The 20356-nt window shown below is 48.5% G+C and carries 19 protein-coding genes; 18 read left to right on the top strand and 1 reads right to left on the bottom strand.

Features of this window, described 5'->3' with window-relative positions; genetic code table 11:
- The first annotated feature begins 1 nt into the window (after nucleotide 1).
- From SIC45_RS10225 to holA, 8 genes are all read left to right on the top strand, one after another.
- Nucleotides 2–577: a nicotinate-nucleotide adenylyltransferase gene (locus tag SIC45_RS10225; protein WP_319632082.1), complete on the top strand. Its 576-nt coding sequence runs from the start codon at nucleotides 2–4 to the stop codon at nucleotides 575–577.
- Nucleotides 564–1127 (top strand): bis(5'-nucleosyl)-tetraphosphatase (symmetrical) YqeK, encoded by a 564-nt coding sequence (gene yqeK, locus SIC45_RS10220; protein ID WP_319632081.1) that lies wholly within the window; start codon nucleotides 564–566, stop codon nucleotides 1125–1127. The genes SIC45_RS10225 and yqeK overlap by 14 nt, the downstream gene beginning before the upstream one ends.
- A gap of 13 nt (nucleotides 1128–1140) precedes the next feature.
- A complete protein-coding gene (rsfS, locus tag SIC45_RS10215; protein ID WP_319632080.1) occupies nucleotides 1141–1497 on the top strand; it encodes a ribosome silencing factor in 357 nt (118 codons plus the stop codon).
- A gap of 65 nt (nucleotides 1498–1562) precedes the next feature.
- Complete coding sequence (locus SIC45_RS10210; protein ID WP_319632079.1) at nucleotides 1563–2312, top strand: class I SAM-dependent DNA methyltransferase; 750 nt, start codon at nucleotides 1563–1565, stop codon at nucleotides 2310–2312.
- A 129-nt stretch (nucleotides 2313–2441) separates the two neighbouring features.
- A complete protein-coding gene (locus SIC45_RS10205; RefSeq protein WP_319632078.1) occupies nucleotides 2442–3065 on the top strand; it encodes a helix-hairpin-helix domain-containing protein in 624 nt (207 codons plus the stop codon).
- Nucleotides 3066–3137: 72 nt separating this feature from the next.
- Nucleotides 3138–4427, top strand: a complete 1290-nt coding sequence (locus SIC45_RS10200; protein WP_319632077.1) for a homocysteine synthase — start codon at nucleotides 3138–3140, stop codon at nucleotides 4425–4427.
- Nucleotides 4428–4537: 110 nt separating this feature from the next.
- Nucleotides 4538–6835 carry a DNA internalization-related competence protein ComEC/Rec2 gene (locus tag SIC45_RS10195; protein WP_319632076.1) on the top strand — a complete coding sequence of 766 codons (2298 nt, stop codon included), beginning with the start codon at nucleotides 4538–4540 and terminating at the stop codon, nucleotides 6833–6835.
- 90 nt (nucleotides 6836–6925) lie between these two features.
- A complete protein-coding gene (gene holA / locus SIC45_RS10190) occupies nucleotides 6926–7945 on the top strand; it encodes a DNA polymerase III subunit delta (protein ID WP_319632075.1) in 1020 nt (339 codons plus the stop codon).
- A 31-nt stretch (nucleotides 7946–7976) separates the two neighbouring features.
- On the opposite strand, the gene rpsT is transcribed toward holA, so the two are convergent.
- Nucleotides 7977–8243 (bottom strand): 30S ribosomal protein S20, encoded by a 267-nt coding sequence (gene rpsT, locus SIC45_RS10185; RefSeq protein WP_091611924.1) that lies wholly within the window; start codon nucleotides 8241–8243, stop codon nucleotides 7977–7979.
- A 233-nt stretch (nucleotides 8244–8476) separates the two neighbouring features.
- Between rpsT and lepA the strand changes: the two genes are divergently transcribed.
- From lepA to deoC, 10 genes are all read left to right on the top strand, one after another.
- The gene (gene lepA / locus SIC45_RS10180; RefSeq protein ID WP_298787966.1) at nucleotides 8477–10300 is read left to right on the top strand and encodes a translation elongation factor 4; all 1824 of its coding nucleotides are present in this window, start codon (nucleotides 8477–8479) and stop codon (nucleotides 10298–10300) included.
- 59 nt (nucleotides 10301–10359) lie between these two features.
- On the top strand, nucleotides 10360–11502 hold the full coding sequence (gene hemW / locus SIC45_RS10175; RefSeq protein WP_319632074.1) for a radical SAM family heme chaperone HemW: 1143 nt from the start codon (nucleotides 10360–10362) through the stop codon (nucleotides 11500–11502).
- Nucleotides 11503–11581: 79 nt separating this feature from the next.
- Entirely contained in the window at nucleotides 11582–12616 is a 1035-nt protein-coding gene (hrcA, locus tag SIC45_RS10170; protein WP_298787961.1) for a heat-inducible transcriptional repressor HrcA, read from the top strand.
- Nucleotides 12617–12710: 94 nt separating this feature from the next.
- Nucleotides 12711–13295, top strand: coding sequence for a nucleotide exchange factor GrpE (grpE, locus tag SIC45_RS10165; protein WP_319632073.1), 585 nt, complete (start codon nucleotides 12711–12713; stop codon nucleotides 13293–13295).
- Nucleotides 13296–13332: 37 nt separating this feature from the next.
- Entirely contained in the window at nucleotides 13333–15180 is a 1848-nt protein-coding gene (gene dnaK / locus SIC45_RS10160) for a molecular chaperone DnaK (RefSeq protein WP_298787958.1), read from the top strand.
- A gap of 171 nt (nucleotides 15181–15351) precedes the next feature.
- Nucleotides 15352–16476 (top strand): molecular chaperone DnaJ, encoded by a 1125-nt coding sequence (dnaJ, locus tag SIC45_RS10155; protein WP_319632072.1) that lies wholly within the window; start codon nucleotides 15352–15354, stop codon nucleotides 16474–16476.
- Nucleotides 16477–16494: 18 nt separating this feature from the next.
- On the top strand, nucleotides 16495–17439 hold the full coding sequence (gene prmA / locus SIC45_RS10150; RefSeq protein WP_319632071.1) for a 50S ribosomal protein L11 methyltransferase: 945 nt from the start codon (nucleotides 16495–16497) through the stop codon (nucleotides 17437–17439).
- Between the two features lie 11 nt (nucleotides 17440–17450).
- Complete coding sequence (locus tag SIC45_RS10145; protein WP_319632070.1) at nucleotides 17451–18209, top strand: RsmE family RNA methyltransferase; 759 nt, start codon at nucleotides 17451–17453, stop codon at nucleotides 18207–18209.
- Nucleotides 18206–19540, top strand: coding sequence for a tRNA (N(6)-L-threonylcarbamoyladenosine(37)-C(2))-methylthiotransferase MtaB (mtaB, locus tag SIC45_RS10140; protein ID WP_319632069.1), 1335 nt, complete (start codon nucleotides 18206–18208; stop codon nucleotides 19538–19540). The genes SIC45_RS10145 and mtaB overlap by 4 nt, the downstream gene beginning before the upstream one ends.
- 28 nt (nucleotides 19541–19568) lie before the next feature.
- Nucleotides 19569–20237, top strand: a complete 669-nt coding sequence (gene deoC / locus SIC45_RS10135) for a deoxyribose-phosphate aldolase (RefSeq protein ID WP_319632068.1) — start codon at nucleotides 19569–19571, stop codon at nucleotides 20235–20237.
- The last annotated feature ends 119 nt before the right edge of the window (nucleotides 20238–20356 follow it).

Below are 20356 nucleotides of genomic sequence, written 5' to 3'. Positions count from 1 at the left end.
TATGAGTGAACGTATCGGCCTGTTCGGAGGCACATTTGATCCGCCGCATTTAGCTCATCTGATTATGGCGGAAGAGGCAAAAAATGCATTAAATCTGGATGAAGTCTGGTTTATCCCAGTTCACACACCGCCGCATAAGCAAAGGGAGAATATGATTTCCGGGGAAGAGCGTCTGATGCTTGTAGAAGCAGCGATTGAAGATAACGCGGGGTTTCGCACTTCCTCTGTGGAGATTGAACGCGGCGGGCCCTCGTATACAATCGATACCGTACGTTACTTTAAAGAGCAGGCACCGGGAACGGAGTTTTTCTTTTTGGTCGGCGGCGACATGGCAGATCAGATGGATAAATGGAAGGATATCGAAAAGCTGCGCAGGCTGGTCGAATTTATATTTGTGAACCGTCCCGGCTACAACGGTCATAAGCCTTCGTGGCTGACCCAGGTGGAAGCTCCTACGATGCACGTTTCTTCTTCGATGATACGCCGCAGGCTCAGGGACGGCGAAACTGTCCGCTATATTGTGCCGGGTAACGTATTAAAAGAGATTGAGAGGAAAAAATTGTATGGACAAAAATGAAGCCCTTCAAATCGTTAAAGAACAATTGACGGAAAGCAGATACAAGCACACGCTCGGCGTCCGGAAGACCGCTTTATATTTGGCAGAACGGTTTGATATCGATTATAATAAAGTAGAGATGGCAGCTATTTTGCATGACTATGCTAAATACCGTCCTGTCGATGAGATGCGTGAGCTGCTCCGCGGGAAAGAAGAAGCTGGCAGGTTTATCGCCTATGGGGACGAACTGCTTCATGCCCCGGCTGGCGCTTATTTCATTCAGACAGAAGCCGGGATTGCAGACGCGGATATTGTTTCTTCTATTTATTGGCATACAACCGGAAAACCAGACATGACCGCTTATGAAAAGGTGCTGTTTTTAGCGGATTATATAGAACCAAACCGGACATTTCCTGGTGTGGAAGAAGTCCGGGAGGCGGCAGAATCAGATATAGATGCTGCCATCGTGATGGCTCTTGGAAACACGATTCAATTTTTAATTTCAAAAAATGTTCCTGTATTTCCAGATACGCTTGCCGCATACAACGATCTGGTGATGGAACGCAAATAATGGAGGTCTGTAGATGAACGAAAAAGAACTGCTTGAATTAGCGGTACAAACTGCTGACAGCAAGAATGCACATGATATCGTTGCACTGGACATGAGAGGTGTTTCGCCGGTCGCAGATTATTTTGTTATCGGACACGGCACATCAGAAAAGCAGGTCCAGGCAATTGCCACAGAATTGAAAAAGGCTGCACACAAGCAGGGCCTCGACGTCCAGAGGCTTGAAGGATATAACGAAGCAAAGTGGGTGCTGATCGATCTCGGGGACGTCGTCGTGCACATTTTTCATGAAGACGAAAGAGATTATTACAACCTTGAAAAATTATGGGGCGATGCTGTCTACGTGGAACTCGGAACGGTACTTTCCCAGTAACAATAAACGCCTGAAAGGCCTGAAAAATCAGGCCTTTTTCTAATTTAAACGAAGGGAAGTGCAGGATGACTCACTCAATGTATAACGGCTTTGCCGAAGTGTATGACCGGCTGATGGCAGAGGCTCCGTACGATGCCTGGAAAGAGGCTGTATTAAAAGAAGCTCCGGCGAGGAGCGCAAGGATGCTTGAGCTTGGATGTGGTACAGGCGAGATCGTGAAACGTCTTTACAGCGAAGGCTTCCGGGCCGACGGCATGGATCTTTCAGCAGACATGCTTGCAGTGGCAGCGCAGAAATGGAATGCTTCAGGAGAAAGACCTGTATTGTTTCAGCAGGATATGAGGTTTCTGGATACGCCAAATATGTATCAGCTTATTTTTTGTTTTTGTGATTCCCTGAACTATTTAACGGAAGCGGAGGATGTGAAATCCACCTTTGCCGGTGTTTATAACCATCTCGAAGCAGGCGGGGTTTTTATGTTTGACGTTCATTCCATTCACTACATAGAGGATATTTTGTCTGAGGTCTCTTTTGCGGATAACGATGAAGAGGTGTCTTTTATATGGGATGTGTATCCCTCGGAACAAACCTGGGAAGTCGAGCATGAGCTGACTATCTTTTCAAAAAATGCAGACGGCACCTACAGTCGGTACGATGAAGATCATATACAGCGGACGTTTGCTGTTAATGAATACAAAGAGTGGCTGGAGGAAGCGGGCTTTTCGAATGTTCGTATTACAGCCGACTTCACAGCTGATTTTCCAGATGAAGAAAGCGAGCGTATATTCTTTTTGGCGAAAAAAACAGACAAATAGTGTAAAATATTGTAATATGTAGAAGTGAATACTCTCCTCTGTAATACGGGGGCCCTTCCCCCCATCTCCTCTCCCGAATTTTCCTATACTAGTTAAACAAATAAAAAGAATCTGGAGTTGATGCTTTCCTTGACGAGCCGTTGGAAATTAATTGCAGTCAGCGCCGGCGGAGCCGTGTGCCTTGGAATTATGTTTCTATTATTCTGGAGCGGAGTGCCCAGGGAACAGGCGGAAACGCAGGAACCTGTTCCGTGGGAAAATCAATTGGATGAAAACGAGCAGGAAAAGACACCAGGAAGTGATTCTGATAAAGAAACCGAAGATCCAGACATAGAAGTCCGTGTCGATGTAAAGGGCGAAGTGCATGCCCCGGGTGTTTATACCCTTCAGGCAGATGAGAGAGTGGAAGAAGCGATTCAGAAGGCAGGCGGAATCACTGACAGGGCGGATATGCTTCAGGTGAATCTTGCAGAAAGAATAGAGGATGAGATGGTCATTCACATACCCGGAGAAGGGGAAGAAGCAATTACCGGCCCGGTTGAAGAAAGCAGTGGTGAAGGGGCTCTGGTCAATGTGAATGAGGCGGAGCAGGTGGATTTGGAAACCGTACCAGGAATCGGCCCGGCAAAAGCCACAGCTATTTTAAGCTATCGAAAAGAAAACGGTTCCTTTGAAACGATAGAAGAATTGTCCAATGTGAGCGGAATTGGGGAAAAGACAGTGGAACAGCTGCGGGATTACATTTCTCTCTAATATTTACTTTTCGAAATAGTCTGATAAAGTTAAGGGAGAAAAACTATTGCTTCAAGAGAAAGGAGCTTTCCCGTGGAAGAACATAAAGACTGGAAACTTGAAACACTTTCCGTACATGCCGGCCAGATCCCTGATCCGGCCACTAACGCAAGAGCGGTGCCTATTTATCAGACAACGTCCTATGAATTTAACGATACCGACCATGCCGCAGATTTATTCGGCCTTCAGGAGTTTGGAAACATTTACACCCGAATCATGAATCCAACCTCCGATGTGTTCGAAAAACGAATGGCTGCTCTGGATGGAGGCATTGGTGCGCTCGCTACTGCAAGCGGCAGCTCCGCCATTCATATTGCCGTTTTGAACATTTGCAGCGCCGGGGATGAAATTGTCGCTTCGAGCGGTTTGTACGGCGGAACGTATAACATGTTTATGCATACGCTTCCGAAAATGGGCATTCGGGTCCACCTTGTGGATGGTACTGACCCGCAAGCGTATGAGGAAAAGATAAATGAAAATACAAAATTAATATTCAGCGAAATTATTGGAAATCCCAATGGCAATGTACTCGATATCGAAAAAATTGCCGGGGTGGCTCACGATAACGGCTTGCCTTTAATAGTGGATGCGACGACAGTAACACCTATTTTATGCCGGCCCATTGACTACGGGGCGGATATTGTCGTTCATTCGGCCACGAAATTTATAGGAGGGCACGGCACCACTATTGGCGGCGTGATTGTGGACAGTGGAAAGTTCAACTGGGATAACGGCAAATTCCCTGGTCTTACAGAGCCGGATCCAAGCTATCACGGCGTTGTCTTTACCGAAGCGGCTGGAGAAATGGCTTATATTTTAAAAGCACGCGTGCAGCTGCTGCGTGATTTAGGGCCGGCAATCTCTCCAATGAACTCGTTTTTGCTTCTGCAGGGTCTTGAAACGCTTCATCTGCGAATGGAGCGCCACTGCGAAAACGCCGAAAAGACAGCGTCATTTCTGGAGCAGCATGAGCTGGTGGACTGGGTGAACTACCCGGGGCTTTCTTCGCATGATACGTATGCTACAGCGGAAAAATACCTCCCGAAAGGAAAAGGGGCCATTTTGACCTTTGGTATCAAGGGTGGGCTTGCCGAAGGGAAAAAATTTATCGAGGCCTGTAATCTGCATTCGCACGTAGCGAATGTCGGAGACGCAAAGTCATTAGTTATTCATCCGGCAAGTACCACGCATCAGCAGCTTTCTGAGGAGGATCAGCACGCAGCAGGGGTATCGGCAGACCTTATACGGGTCTCTGTCGGCATCGAACATATAGACGACATTCTCCGGGATTTAGAAGAAGCTCTCCAGGAAAGCCAGAAATAAACCACGAACGACAAAGCCTGCCTCGCGGGGCAGGCCCTTTCTTTTTTTCTATTCTAGTATTTAACAAATAGGGGGTGAAAACGATCCCCGTCCTTTGGATACTTATATCTATGACAGCCCCGGTCGGAATGCTGCTCCGCGGAGACTTCTGGGTGTGGGGGATTATTTGGTTTTGCTTCGGCGCTGGATGGATAATGCTGAGGCGCTTTGGGATATTTGCTGCTGGTGCAGCGCTGATGCTCGTTTTTGCCGGAAGCTCGTGGTACTGGGTGGAACACAACGATTCTTTTTTTGACGGTACCGAGACTGAAATTACCGGCACCATAGCTTCGCCTTTAATGTATGACGGCGGCAGGGCCCGTTTTGATCTGCGGACGGATCAGGGAGAGACTGTGCCGGTTACGTGGTGGTTTGACACTGAAGAAGAGCTGCAGCAGAGCAAAAATCTCCTCCCGGGAGAGCAGTGCCGATGGAGCGGGGAAATGAAGGGACCATCGGCTGCTGGCAATCCCGGCGGGTTCAGCTATCAGACTTATCTGTACTGGGAAAAAATGCATTGGCTGTTTACGGTGGAAAACAGCCAGAACGTGGAATGCTTTGCACGATCGGGGGGAGCTGTGGACAACCTCGAGCGGTTCCGTGCCCATCAGATGCAGCGGATTGAAGGGTTCTTTCCCGAACAGGCCGGTGGGCTGGCGGGTTCTCTGCTGTTTGGAGACCGCACGTCAATGGCCGGGGAGGTGGAGGAAGCATACCGCTCGCTCGGTCTTGTGCATGTGCTTGTCGTTTCCGGCATGCATGTTGCTATTGTCAGCGGAGCTGTATTTTTTTTGCTGAAACGAATCGGGGTGACGAAAGAGCGCTCCTATACGGTGGTCCTCTGCCTTCTCCCTGTATATGCTGTTCTGACCGGAGGGGCTCCCTCGGTGCTTCGTGCGGCCCTTGCTGCGGGATTGTTTATTGGCTGGCAGAAATGGGGGCCTCGCGGACGGCGCATGGATCCGGTAATTATTCTTTTGACGGTGATGGGGACTATGCTTGTCCTTAATCCTGGCTATCTTTTTCATATCGGTTTTCAGCTTTCCTTTTTACTAAGCGGGCATCTGCTTCTTTGCAGAAAAAGAATGGCAGCCGCCGGGAAATGGATGAATATGGTCTGGGTCGCCGGTTCATCGATGCTTGTCTCTCTCCCTGTAATTTTATGGAATTTTTATCAATTTTCTCTTTGGAATGTACTCATTAATTTTCTGTTCACTCCGATTCTTTTATTCCTCGTCCTTCCCTTTCTATTTTTGAATTATCTTCTCTCCTTTTTTATTGCTTCTCCTCCCGAAATCTTTTCTTTAGTGTTTTCAGGAATCGATTGGATGCACGAGCTTTTTATCTATCTGGCGGGTATGTCCTGGTCGACGGTGCTTCTCGGAAAACCGGGGCTTGTTTTTACCGTTGTATACGCGGCGGGATGCACAGTGTTTATTATGGCGTGGAATAAAAATATGCGAAAGGCAGCTGTGTATCTGTCAGCAGCAGTCATGCTTGCGGCAGCAGTCTGGCAGTGGACAGCTCCTTACATGGACGGCCGGGGAAGAGTAACATACCTTGACGTCGGGCAGGGGGACAGCACAGTAATCGAACTGCCTTACCGGCAGGGGGTGATTGTTGTTGACGGAGGCGGGCGGGTAAGCTTTAACGACGAAGAGTGGCAGGAGCAGGAGTCTCCCTTTGATCCCGGTAAGGCAGTCGTCGCGGAATACTTAAAATACCGGGGAATACGAAATTTGAACACAGTAGTGGCGACGCACGGTGACGCCGATCATGTGAATGGTCTGAAATACGTGGTGGAGCATGTACCGACCGATGAACTCTGGTACGGCAGAAGTGCCCAGTACGAGGACGGGGAACGGGAGCTTTTGGCAGCGTTTGACGAGCACACAGATATCAGGCTCGTCGGAGGCGGGGAAAGTCACCATATTGGGGATACGTCCTTTTATGTCCTGCATCCTAAAGGTGAATGGGAAGACAAAAACGATCGTTCTATTGTTTTGTATTTTGAGCTTAACGGAAAGCGCTGGCTGCTGACCGGAGACGTCTCCGCCGAACAGGAAAAACAGATAGTGCAGACTTATCCGGGACTGCAGGTTGATGTTTTAAAAACGGGCCATCACGGCAGCAGCACGTCCACAGACGAGGATTTCGTGGCAGCGGTGCAGCCGGAGCATGCAGTTATATCAGCGGGCTACTGCAACCGCTTTGGCCATCCTCATCCAGAGCCTCTCAAAATACTGGAAGAAGCGGGAGTGAACGTATGGCGTACGGATCTTCAGGGAGCCATTCAGTTTATTACCTCTTCCCGGGAGCAGCCCGGTATACGTACGGCAAGAGAGGAAATGCTTCCAGCGTGCAATTAAGTCAGTGTTTCTCGTAGGAATGAGAAAGAAAATACGATAAAATAGAAGGAGAATACGTTCGGAAAGTGTGAGCAGATGGATTATATAACGATGGAAAAGCAGATACAGCAGGAGGACGTGCAGCCATTCTATCTTTTGCAGGGTGAAGAAGGCTATATGATTCAGGATATTCAGCAGAAAATTATCGGAAAAGCATTGGCGGAAGAGGAAAGAGAATTCAACCTGTCTACATTCGATATGCGCGAAACGCCGGTGGAAATTGCTGTGGAGGAAGCGGAAACCCTTCCTTTTTTCGGGGAGCGGCGGGTGATAGTGCTTAAAAACTGCTATTTTTTAACGGGGGCAAGGGAAAAAGAGAAGGTGGAGCATAAAATCGAGGCGCTTGAAACATATGCCAGGCAGCCAAACCCTACTACCGTGTTAATACTATCCGCGCCGTATGAAAAGCTTGACGCCCGGAAAAAGGTAGTCAAAGAAATTAAAAAGCAGGCTGTTGTACTCGAAGCCGCCGCCGCTGGCGAAGAGACGATGAAAAAATGGATGCAGCAGTTTAATCAGACCCATCAGCTCACAATGAACCGTGAAGTCATGGACCGTTTTATTGCACTTGCCGGCAAAGACCTTCTGATGCTTGCCGAAGAGGCAAAAAAACTGCAGCTGTATATGGGCAGCGGGGAAGTTACGATGGAAACAGTGGATAAACTGGTGCCGCGCTCGCTGGAGGACAACGTGTTCGAACTGGTGGATGCCGTAGTTAAAGGGCAGGCAAAAACGATGCTCCGCATATATTACGACCTGCTTAAGCAGGGAGAAGAGCCAATCAAAATTCTGGCGCTGCTTGCCCGTCAGATCCGTATTATTTATCATGTAAAAAACCTCAAGCAGCAGGGCTATTCGCGAAAACGCATGGCCGGTTCGATCAAAGTCCATCCGTATGCAGTGCAGCTGGCTGAAAAGCCAGCGGCGGCATTTTCGCATTCGTATCTGCAGGAAGCCCTGAAGCTGCTCAGCACCACAGATTATCAGATGAAGGCCGGGAAAATGGACAAGCAGCTTGCCCTCGAGCTCTGTTTTATGAAGCTTGTCTCGGAACAGAAAATTGGACAATAAAAAAACGACCCGGGCCCGAGTCGTTTTATCCTTATTGTGCTACTGCGCTTAGGCGCTTGTGCATTCTGGATTTAGCGCGGTTGGCCGCGTTTTTGTGAATCATGTTTTTGCTGGCTGCTTTGTCTACTTTCTTCATCGCGAGCGCGTAGGAATTCTTCGCAGCATCAACGTTGTTTGCATCGATGTTTTTGTCGAATTCTTTAATAGCCGAACGCATGGAAGAACGGAAAGCCTGCTGCTTCACGCGTTGATTTTCGTTAATAATCACGCGCTTTTTTGCGGATTTAATATTTGCCATGGTGGTCACCTCCTTTAGTTACCGGTCATTTCTTTTATCAGCACAAAAGGATTCTATCAAAAATCACGGCCGAGCGCAAGATTCAGCAGGAAAGAGTTAAATGGAGGAAATTTTCAGAATTAAAGCGAAGCGAACGCGAACATTGAAGGAAGAGCGGGGCATTGCTATAATAGACGTTAGTCTCTGCGAACGGAACGCACGGCAAAGTAGTAATAACAGGAGTGATCGAATCAATGAAAGAGCAGGAAAAACTTGAGCGCCAGAAGCGCATTCGTAACTTTTCGATCATCGCCCATATTGATCACGGGAAATCGACGCTTGCTGACCGGATTTTAGAATCGACCAGTGCGTTGACCCAGCGTGAAATGAAAGACCAGATGCTGGATGCGATGGATTTAGAAAGAGAACGCGGTATTACGATTAAACTTAATTCTGTACAGCTGAAATACACACATACAGACGGAGTGGAGTACATTTTTCACCTGATTGACACTCCGGGGCACGTCGACTTTTCCTATGAAGTGTCGCGGAGCCTGGCAGCCTGTGAGGGGGCTCTTCTGATTGTAGACGCCGCTCAGGGCATTGAAGCCCAGACGCTCGCCAATGTGTATCTTGCCCTCGATAACGATCTGGAAATTCTGCCTATCATCAATAAAGTGGATCTGCCGAGCGCAGAGCCTGAGCGGGTGAAACAGGAAGTCGAAGACGTTATCGGCCTGGACGCTTCGGAGGCAGTGCTTGCTTCCGCGAAGGATGGGATAGGCACAGACGAAATTTTAAGACAGATCGTTGAAAAGGTGCCGCCTCCGCAGGGCGACCCTTCGGCTCCTCTGCAGGGGATGATTTTCGACTCTGTATATGATACGTACCGGGGAGTTATCGCCTATATCCGGATTAAAGAAGGAACGGTCAAGCCGGGAGAAAAAATCCGGATGATGCAGACCGGAAAGGAATTCGAAGTATCGGACGTGGGCGTATTTAACCCGAAGCCAGTCTCCTGCGATGAACTGACAGTGGGAGACGTTGGATTTTTGATTGCCGGCATTAAAAACGTCGGTGATTCGAGAGTCGGTGATACGATTACAAACGCTCACAATCCGGCTTCAGAGCCGCTGCCGGGCTACAAACGCATGAATCCGATGGTTTTCTGCGGCCTGTTCCCGACAGATGCAAGTAAGTATAACGCCCTCCGGGATGCACTTGAACGGCTGGAGCTTAACGACAGCTCGCTGCAGTTTGAAGCAGAGACCTCCCAGGCACTCGGCTTCGGCTTCCGCTGCGGGTTTCTTGGCCTGCTTCATATGGAAATTATTCAGGAGCGCATCGAGCGTGAGTATAATATCGAGCTGATCACCACTGCACCGAGCGTTATTTATCACGTGCAGATGGTGGACGGTGAAATGAAAGAGATCGATAACCCTTCCAATATGCCGGACGCCCAGCAGGTGGAATGGGTGGAAGAGCCGTTCGTAAAAGCGACCGTCATGGTGCCAAATGATTACGTGGGTGCCGTCATGGAGCTCTGCCAGGCTAAGCGCGGGGAATTTAAAGACATGAAGTATATGGATGATACGCGTGTAAATATCGTCTACGACCTTCCGTTAACCGAAATTGTCTACGACTTTTTCGACCAGTTGAAGTCGCAGACGAAAGGGTATGCCTCATTTGATTATGAGTTTATCGGCTTTAAAGAAAGCAATCTCGTGAAGATGGATATTTTGTTAAACGGAGAAAGCGTGGATGCGCTGTCCGTTATTGTCCACCGGGACGTAGCCTATGAACGCGGGAAAGCTATTGTTGAAAAATTAAAGGATTTAATTCCGCGCCAGCAGTTTGAAGTGCCGGTGCAGGCGACCATTGGAAAAAGCGTTATTGCCCGCTCGACGATCAAAGCCATGAGAAAAAACGTTTTGTCCAAATGCTACGGCGGCGACATTACGCGGAAGCGTAAGCTGCTTGAAAAGCAGAAGGAAGGTAAAAAGCGGATGAAAAGCGTTGGAAAAGTAGATGTTCCGCAGGAAGCATTTATGTCTGTATTAAAGATGGATAAAGACTAAGCAAAGCGGGCTGCCTTCCGGGCGGCCTTTGCTTTTTCCATAAAGAAGGAGAGAAAAGCGTGGCCAAAGGATTGTACGTCCACATCCCTTTTTGCGAATACATTTGTTATTATTGTGATTTTAATAAATTTCTCATTAACAATCAGCCGGTGGATGAATATTTAGAAGCGCTGGACCGGGAGCTCGATTCCTATACGATGGACCAGCTGCAGACGGTTTATATCGGAGGGGGAACACCTACAGCTCTTTCGGCCGTTCAGGTGGAGAAGCTGATGCAGATCATGGACCGGCACGTTCCGGTGGCACAGCTCAAGGAATATACGGTGGAGGTAAATCCGGGAGATGTGGGGGAAGAGAAGCTTTCGCTGCTGAAGGCAGGTGGAGTTGACCGGCTGAGCATTGGTGTTCAGACGTTTCACGATTCCCAGTTAAACAGTATCGGCCGGGGGCATTCGGCGGACGAAGCAAAAGAAACAGTCCAGGCTGCCAGACAGGCTGGCTTTGATAATATTTCGATTGATCTAATGTTCGGGCTGCCGGGCCAGACGATGAAGGATTGGGAAGAGACGCTTGATGAAGCGATGGCGCTTGATCCCCCGCATGTGTCTGCCTATTCCCTGAAAATCGAAAAGCAGACCCGGTTTTATAACTGGTGGAGGGAAGGAAAGATTGCTCCGCTGCCGGAGGAAGAGGAAGCGGACATGTATGAGCTGCTTGTGGAACGTCTCGAAAGCCATGGTCTTCATGCTTATGAAATCAGCAATTTTGCACGTGCCGGGCACAGCAGCCGTCACAACCGGATATACTGGCAGAATGAAGAATATATTGGTGCCGGCGCCGGCGCTCACGGTTACACCGACGGCGTGCGATATGCCAACATTAAACCGTTGAACCACTACATCCAGGCGGTTCAGGAAAAAGGGGACCCGGTCCAGACGACGCATCCGGTAACGAGAAAAGAACAGATCGAAGAGGAGATGTTTCTCGGGCTTCGTTTATATGAAGGTGTATCTACTGAGCGTTTTTATCAGAAATACGGCTGTGCCGTGGAAGACATCTATCCGGACAGCATTCAGGAAGCGAAGCAGAAGGAGTGGCTCACAGAAGCAGACGGCCGCTTGTTTCTAACAGAGGAAGGGAAGCTGCTCGGTAATGAAGTGTTTGCTTTATTTTTATTGGATGATGAGCCTGAAAACAATTGACAAAGCAAAAATCCTTTGATAGCTTATAAAATAGATTTAGCACTCGGATAAAACGAGTGCTAACAGAGGAGAATGTGTAATGCTTACCGATCGACAATTACTCATTTTGCAATCGATCATTGAAGATTATATTCAATCGGCCGAACCTGTAGGTTCAAGAAGCATCTCCAAAAAAAACAGCATTACGTTCAGTCCGGCCACCATCCGTAACGATATGGCGGATTTGGAGGAGCTCGGTTTTCTCGAAAAAACCCACAGCTCGTCCGGACGCATTCCTTCCCAGAAAGCTTACCGGCTGTATGTGGACCATCTGCTGCTGCCGTACCGTTTCAGTGAACCTGAGATGAATAACATTCAATCGCTTTTTGCCGGTAAAATACTCGAGGCTGAAGAAGCTGTAAAAGAAACAGCCGGCATTTTGTCTGAATTGACGAGCTATGCCTCTATTGTGCTCGGCCCGGAAATGTTTGAATCAAGACTCAGGCAGATTCAGATTGTTCCTATCGGAAAAGAAGCAGCTGTAGCCGTCATCGTGACGGATACAGGATATGTGGAAAACCATACGGTGGCTCTTCCGCCAACGCTTGAAGCAGGGGAGCTCGAACAAATTACGAACATTTTAAACGAGCGGCTGCGGGGGATTCCACTTTATCAGCTGCAGCGGGCCCTGTTTTCTGAAGTAAGAGATGTTTTAAAAAGATACGTGCTCAACTACGAAGCCGCTCTTTCGTTTACCGAGGAGGCTCTTCGAAAGTCACGGCATGAAAAGATCTTTTACGGAGGCAAAACTAATTTGCTCAACCAGCCGGAATTCAAAGACGTAGACCGTGTGCGGGCATTGCTCGAATTAATGGAGGAGGAGCATTTGATTCATGAGCTCTTAAAACCAACCATTAACGGCATGACAATTAGAATTGGCCAGGAAAACACGAATGAAGCGTTTGAGCACTGCAGCATCATTTCTGCTACGTACTCTCTGGCCGGTAAGCCGGTTGGGACCATTGGCATTGTTGGGCCCACAAGAATGGAATATCAAAAAGTCATCAGCCTGGTAAATCATCTTTCCTACGGACTTTCAAATGTGTTGGATGACTTGTACCGGAGAGACTCTTAATGATAGTATTTGTTATTGGTTGATGAACTTAATAAAGAGTCCGGTAAAATATGGCTTTTAAACGATAGCAACAGCATTTATGGAGGTGGCGCAGGTGAGCGAAAAGAACAAGCAGCAGGAAGAGGAAAAAAAAGAACAGCAGGCACCAAATGAAGAAGAATTAACCGAAGAAGACGTTGAAATTCTCGGGCCGGAAGATGTTGAAGAGGATGAACTTGAAGAGGAATCAGGCTCGCGCGAAGCAGAGCTTGAAAAAGAAATAGAAGAATGGAAAAACCGTGCTTTGCGTACCCAGGCAGACTTGGAAAATGTGCGCCGCAGAGCGAAAGCGGAAAAAGAAGAGGATGCCAAATACCGGGTCCAGCCTCTCGCCGAGGATCTTCTGCCGGTAATGGATAACTTTGAAAGAGCGATGCAGACCCAGCCGGATAACGAAAGTGCCCAGTCATTTATTGACGGTATGGCCATGGTCTATAATCAGTTCAGATCGGCACTCGAACAGCAGGGTGTGGAAGAAATCCCGGCACAGGGCGAATACTTTGACCCAACCATTCATCAGGCTGTCATGCAGGCTGACGAAGAAGGGTTTGAGTCCAATCAGATTGTGGAAGAAATGCAGAAGGGATACAGACTGAAAGATCGTGTGCTGCGCCCTTCAATGGTAAAAGTGAACAACTAATAATTCAGATATAGAGTACTGTATAGGAGGAAGAAAAATGAGTAGAACAATTGGTATTGACTTAGGTACAACAAACTCTTGTGTAGCGGTTATGGAAGGCGGCGAGGCACAGGTTATTCCGAACCCAGAAGGTAACCGCACAACTCCTTCAGTTGTAGCATTCAAAGACGGGGAACGCCAGGTTGGGGAAGTGGCAAAGCGCCAGTCCATCACCAACCCTAACACGATCAGTTCCATCAAGCGTCATATGGGTACAGATTACACTGTGGAAATCGAAGGCAAAGAATACAATCCGCAGGAAGTCTCTGCGATTATTCTCCAGAAATTAAAGTCGGACGCTGAAAGCTATCTTGGCGAGACCGTTACAAACGCAGTTATCACAGTACCTGCGTACTTTAACGACTCCCAGCGTCAGGCAACAAAAGACGCCGGCCGCGTTGCAGGTCTTGAAGTAGACCGTATTGTAAACGAGCCGACCGCAGCAGCGCTTGCGTACGGTCTTGAAAAAGAAGAGGACCAGACGATCCTCGTATTTGACCTCGGCGGCGGTACGTTTGACGTTTCCATTCTTGAGCTTGGCGACGGCTTTTTTGAAGTACGTTCCACATCCGGCGACAACAAGCTTGGCGGCGACGACTTCGACCAGGTAATCATCGATCATTTGGTGGATGAGTTCCGCAAGGAAAACGGAATTGACCTTTCACAGGACAAAATGGCTGTGCAGCGCTTGAAGGATGCAGCAGAGAAAGCGAAGAAGGACCTTTCCGGCGTAACGCAGACCCAGATTTCTCTTCCGTTTATTACAGCAGACCAAAGCGGACCGAAGCACCTTGAGCTTACACTGACACGTGCTAAGTTTGATGAGCTTTCCTCGAAGCTGGTTGAACGTACAATGGGACCTACAAGACAGGCAATGAAAGACGCCGGTCTCAGCGCTTCTGAAGTGGATAAGGTTATCCTTGTTGGTGGTTCCACACGTATTCCGGCTGTACAGGAAGGTATTAAAAACTTAACCGGTAAAGAACCACACAAAGGTGTTAACCCGGACGAAGTGGTAGCCGTAGGTGCTGCTGTTCAGGCCGGCGTACTCACTGGCGATGTAAAAGACGTGGTACTGCTTGACGTTACACCACTTTCTCTTGGTATCGAAACCATGGGCGGCGTAACAACCAAATTAATTGACCGTAATACAACAATTCCGACAAGTAAATCCCAAACATTCTCAACAGCGGCTGACAACCAGCCTTCTGTGGACATTCATGTGCTGCAGGGCGAGCGTGAAATGGCCGCAGACAACAAAACGCTCGGCCGTTTTCAGCTGACGGATATTCCACCAGCTCCGCGCGGCGTACCTCAAATCGAAGTAACCTTCGATATTGATGCCAACGGTATTGTAAATGTGCGTGCGAAGGATCTTGGCACAAACAAAGAGCAGTCCATTACCATCACTTCTTCTTCCGGTCTCTCTGAAGAAGACATTGAACAAATGGTCAAAGACGCTGAAGAAAACGCTGAAGCAGACAAAAAGCGTAAGGAAGAAGTAGAAGTGCGCAATGAAGCGGATCAGCTTGTCTTCACGACAGAAAAAACGTTGAACGACCTCGGCGAAAACGTAACAGAAGAAGAAAAGCAGCAGGCTGAGGACGCAAAAGAAAAAGTGAAAACAGCACTTGAGGGCGAGGATATTGAAGCCATCCGTACAGCGAAGGACGAGCTTCAGGAAATCGTTCAGCAGCTGACAACAAAAATGTATGAACAGGCAGCGCAGCAGGCTCAGCAGGAGCAGGGCGAAGCCGGCGGCGAAAGCAGTGACGATACTGTAGACGCTGACTATGAAGACGTTAAAGATGACAATGATAACAGTGATAACAACAAAAACAGCTAACGATCTGTAGCGCTGATGAATGGGGCTGTCCCGAATAGTGGTCACTTGACTGCTTCTATTCAAGGGGATGGCCCCTTCTTTCTGTAATGAATATGTTTTTCAGATTGAAGCGTCTTCTTGTAAAATGATAAGATAACACGTATGGACAAGAGCGAGGAGTGAAGATGAACGATGAGTAAACGCGATTATTATGACGTGCTTGGCGTCAGCAAAGACGCAGATGAGCAGGAAATAAAAAAAGCATATAGAAAACTGGCACGCCAGTATCACCCGGACGTCAACAAAGAAGATGACGCCGAAGAAAAATTTATTGAAATTAAAGATGCCTACGATACATTAAGCGATCCCCAGAAGCGTTCGAATTACGATCGTTTCGGTCACGAGGATCCGAACCAGGGATTTGGTGGCGGCGGAGCCGGAGCTGGCGGCTTCGGCGGCGGCTTTGGCGATATTTTCGATATGTTTTTCGGCGGCGGTGCTTCAAGAGATCCAAATGCACCGAGACAGGGGGCGGATCTGCAGTATACGATGACGCTTACCTTCAAAGAAGCAGCCTTCGGTAAAGATACAGAGATCGAAATTCCAAAGGAAGAAAATTGTGAAACGTGCGGCGGCGACGGCGCAAAGCCGGGCACAGAAAAAAGAACATGCCGCCAGTGCGGCGGGCAGGGCCAGGTGAACGTAGAACAGAATACGCCGTTTGGCCGTGTCGTGAATCGGCGTGTATGTGACCGCTGCAGCGGCTCCGGTGTTGAAGTGGAAGAAAAATGTCCTACGTGTAACGGAAACGGACGCATCCGCCGTAACAAAAAGATCAATATCCACATTCCGGAAGGCGTCGACCATGGCCAGCAGATCCGCGTGAGCGGTCAGGGTGAACCCGGCGCAAACGGTGGACCCCCGGGCGATCTGTTCGTTGTTTTCAACGTACAGCCGCATGAATTCTTTGAACGTGACGGAGATGACGTTTACTGCGAAATGCCGCTTACATTTGTGCAGGTAACACTTGGTGATGAAATCGAAGTGCCGACACTGCGCGGTAAAGTCAAATTGAAAATACCGGCTGGTACCCAGTCCGGGACAAAATTCCGTCTCCGCAATAAAGGTATCAGCAACGTGCACGGACGAGGCCAGGGCGATCAGCACGTCAAAGTTCAGGTTGTGACACCGAAGAAATTGACGGACCGCCAGAAGGAACTGCTGCGGGAATTCGCAGAAATCAGCGGTGATGAAGAAACTGATGAACAGCACGGAAACTTCTTTGACCGGGTGAAACGGGCGTTTCGTGGAGAGTAAAAAGAGAGGAGCAGGTATATGAATTGGATTGAAATTTCTGTCCACACCACCCAGGAGGCGATTGACCCTGTATCATTTGTACTTCAGGAAGCAGGTGCGAGCGGGGTTGTGATTGAAGATTCGGCCGATCTGGAGCGGGAATGGGAGGAGGCAGAAGACGAATGGTTCATGCTTTCTGAAGATAATTATCCGGATGAAGGCACGCTTGTAAAAGCCTACCTCCCGATGACAAGCTACGTCACCGATACTGTGGAGGAAATTAAGCAATCCATTAATGAACTGCTCCTTTACGATATTGATTTAGGACGAAACCAGGTGGTGCTCAAAGAGATTGCCGAGGAGGACTGGGCAGAGGCCTGGAAAAAGTACTACAAGCCTGTCCAGATCACGAACAAGGTCACTATTGTGCCCTCCTGGGAAGAGTATGAAAAAAAGAGCGGGGAAAAAATCATTACCCTGGATCCGGGAATGGCGTTTGGCACCGGCACGCACCCGACAACCGTACTCAGCATGCAGGCGCTTGAAGAGTACACACGTCCGGGTAATGCAGTGCTGGATGTGGGCACCGGGTCCGGCGTACTCGCTATAGGCGCATCCCTGTTCGAAGCAGGAGAAATTCTTGCGCTCGACCTCGATGAAGTAGCCGTCAGAAGCGCTAAAGAAAATATCAGCCGAAACGGGATGGCAGAAAAAATTACTGTGGCCCAATCGGATCTGCTGGAATACCAGTCGATGCAGGCAGATATTATTGTGGCTAATATTTTAGCTCCGATTATTATTCGTCTCGCTGAAGACGCGTTTAACTCCCTTCAGCCGGATGGTGTGTTTATAACTTCAGGCATCATTGAAAGCAAACGTACGGATGTTGAACAGGCTCTGACAGAAGCGGGATTTGTTATTGAGGATGCGCGCGCAGTCGAAGACTGGCTGTGCATTATCGCCCGCCGGCCGCAGACACTGTAAAGGAGAGGAATATGCAGCATTATTTTGTGGATCCCTCCTCCATACAGCATGAATATATAGAAATCACGGGTAATGATGCAAAGCACATTGCCCGTGTTATGCGTATGGGCCCAGGAGAAGAAATTATATGTAAAGACAACCAGGGACGTGCCTTTGTAACTAAAATTGAAAGCGTGGGGGAAAAAAGTATTCACGTGAAAATAATCAGCGAATGGACAGGTGGAGCAGAGCTTCCTGTAAACATCATCGCGGCTCAGGCGCTGATTAAAGGGGAAAAAATGGACACCGTCGTGCAAAAAGCAACAGAACTGGGAGCCGCGGCGATTTATTTTTATGAAGGGGACCATTCTGTGGTAAAATGGGATGCGAATAAACGGCAAAAGAAAATTGATCGTTTAAACCGAATTGCTAAAGAAGCAGCAGAGCAGTCAGAGCGGATGTATATACCGGAAGTTGTTTATTTTTCCTCAGCACGTAAGGTTATAGAAGGCACGGCTTCCATTGAGAACCGGGTCGTTTTATCGGAAGCAGAGGCAAGGACGGAACAGCCCGCAAAGCTCCCTGACGTGTTCAGCCGGCGTCCGGAAACGCTGCTTGCATTTATCGGGCCGGAGGGCGGGTTCTCCAGTAATGAGCTTTCCCTGTTTGAGGAACAGCGCATTCCATCGACCTCTCTGGGAAAAAGGATTGTCCGCAGTGAAACCGCTTCTTTGCTGCTGCTTGGAGCAGTGACATATTATTATGAAATTCAGGAGGGGAACATACAATGAGATCAGTGGCGTTTCATACTCTTGGCTGTAAAGTAAACCATTACGAAACGGAAGCCATATGGCAGCTGTTTAAAAACGACGGCTATGAAAAAAAGGAATTCGACCAGACCGCGGACGTTTATGTCATCAACACCTGTACAGTGACCAATACCGGAGATAAAAAAAGCCGCCAGGTGATCCGGCGCGCAGTGCGTAAAAATCCGGACGCAATTATATGCGTTACCGGCTGTTATGCCCAGACGTCCCCGGGAGAGATCATGGATATCCCCGGCGTCGACATTGTCGTCGGCACGCAGGACCGCAAAAAAATGCTCGACTATATTGAAGAGTACACGGTATCCCGGGAACCTATTAACGGTGTAAGCAACATTATGAAAAACCGTGTATATGAAGAGCTCGACGTGCCGGAGTTTACCGATCGTACGAGAGCATCGCTGAAAATTCAGGAAGGGTGCAATAATTTCTGTACCTTCTGCATCATCCCGTGGGCCCGCGGCCTGCTCCGTTCGAGAAATCCGGAAGAGGTTATGCACCAGGCGGAACAGCTGGTTAACAAAGGCTACAAGGAGCTGGTGCTGACTGGTATTCATACAGGCGGCTACGGGGAAGATTTGAAAGACTACAATCTCGCGGGCCTGCTTCGGGACCTTGAGACTATTGATGGGTTAAAACGGATCCGGATTTCTTCCATAGAAGCAAGTCAGATCACCGATGAAGTAATTGACGTGCTCCGCCGGTCAAACAAAGTAGTAAATCATCTGCACGTTCCGCTTCAGGCTGGATCGAACACCGTGCTTAAGAGAATGAGAAGAAAATACAGTGTGGAATTTTATGCGGACCGCCTCGAAAAACTTCGCGAAGCGCTCCCGGAATGCGCCATCACAACAGACGTGATTGTGGGATTCCCGGGAGAAACGAAAGAAGAATTTCAGCAGACATACGATTTTATCCGGGACCAGCGTTTCTCAGAGCTGCACGTGTTTCCGTATTCGAAACGTACCGGCACTCCGGCTGCTAAAATGAGTGATCAGGTTGAGGATGAAGAAAAAAATGACCGTGTGCACCGTCTGATTGAGCTTTCCAATCAACTCGCAAAAGAGTATGCTTCGCGTTTTGAAAATGAAGTTGTGGAAGTAATCCCGGAGGAAGAAGACAAAGAAAAACCTGGCTACTTTGTCGGCTATTCGACGAATTATATAAAGGTACGTTTCCCAGCGAAACCGGAATGGCGCGGTGAGATTGTGCGCGTGAAAATTACGAACGCGGGCTATCCATTGAATGAAGGGGAATTTGTACGCGTGCTCGACCACGATACGGCAACGCTTGTATAACTATAACAGTTGAACTGGAGGAGAAAGTATGGCAGATCTCGCGCAGTATATTGATCACACCCTGCTGAAGCCGGAAACCACATTTGAAGATATAAAACGTATCACTACGGAAGCCAAAGATAATCATTTCAAGTCTGTATGCATTAACCCGGCGATGGTGCCGTTTGCAGCTAAAGAGCTGGAAGGCTCCGAGGTGCTTGTCTGCACAGTGATTGGTTTTCCGCTCGGTGCCACAAATCCTGAAACAAAAGCATTTGAAGTGAAAAATGCCATCGCCAACGGAGCGAAGGAAGTTGATATGGTTATTAACATTGGCGCCTTAAAAAGCGGGGAAGATGATCTGGTCCGCGCGGACATTGAGGCGGTCGTACAGGCTGCAAATCAGGAGGCGCTGGTGAAAGTGATAATAGAGACGGCGCTGTTAACGGATGAAGAAAAGAAGACCGCCTGCGGTCTTGCCGTTGAAGCCGGCGCAGATTTTGTGAAAACATCCACCGGGTTTAACGGAGGAGGAGCAACGATCGAAGATGTGCGGCTGATGAAAGAGGCAGTGGGCGACCGTGCCGGCGTAAAAGCGAGTGGCGGGGTTAAGGACCGCCAGACTGCTCTTGCATTAATTGAGGCCGGAGCTTCCCGGCTCGGTGCAAGCTCTGGGGTGAAAATCCTGCAGGGCGAAACCTCAAGTGAAAACTACTGACAATCTCTGCCTGCCCGCTCGTTGATTTTTTGGCATAGATGCTTTATACTATTTACCAAATGGCTAGTATTTGAGTAATAGTCTTTATTCATATATTAGTTAGATTGGTTGTTCGGAGG

The sequence above is a fragment of the Marinococcus sp. PL1-022 genome, from assembly GCF_033845285.1.
Lineage (GTDB): Bacteria > Bacillota > Bacilli > Bacillales > Marinococcaceae > Marinococcus.
This window is presented reverse-complemented; position numbering and strand designations above follow the sequence as displayed.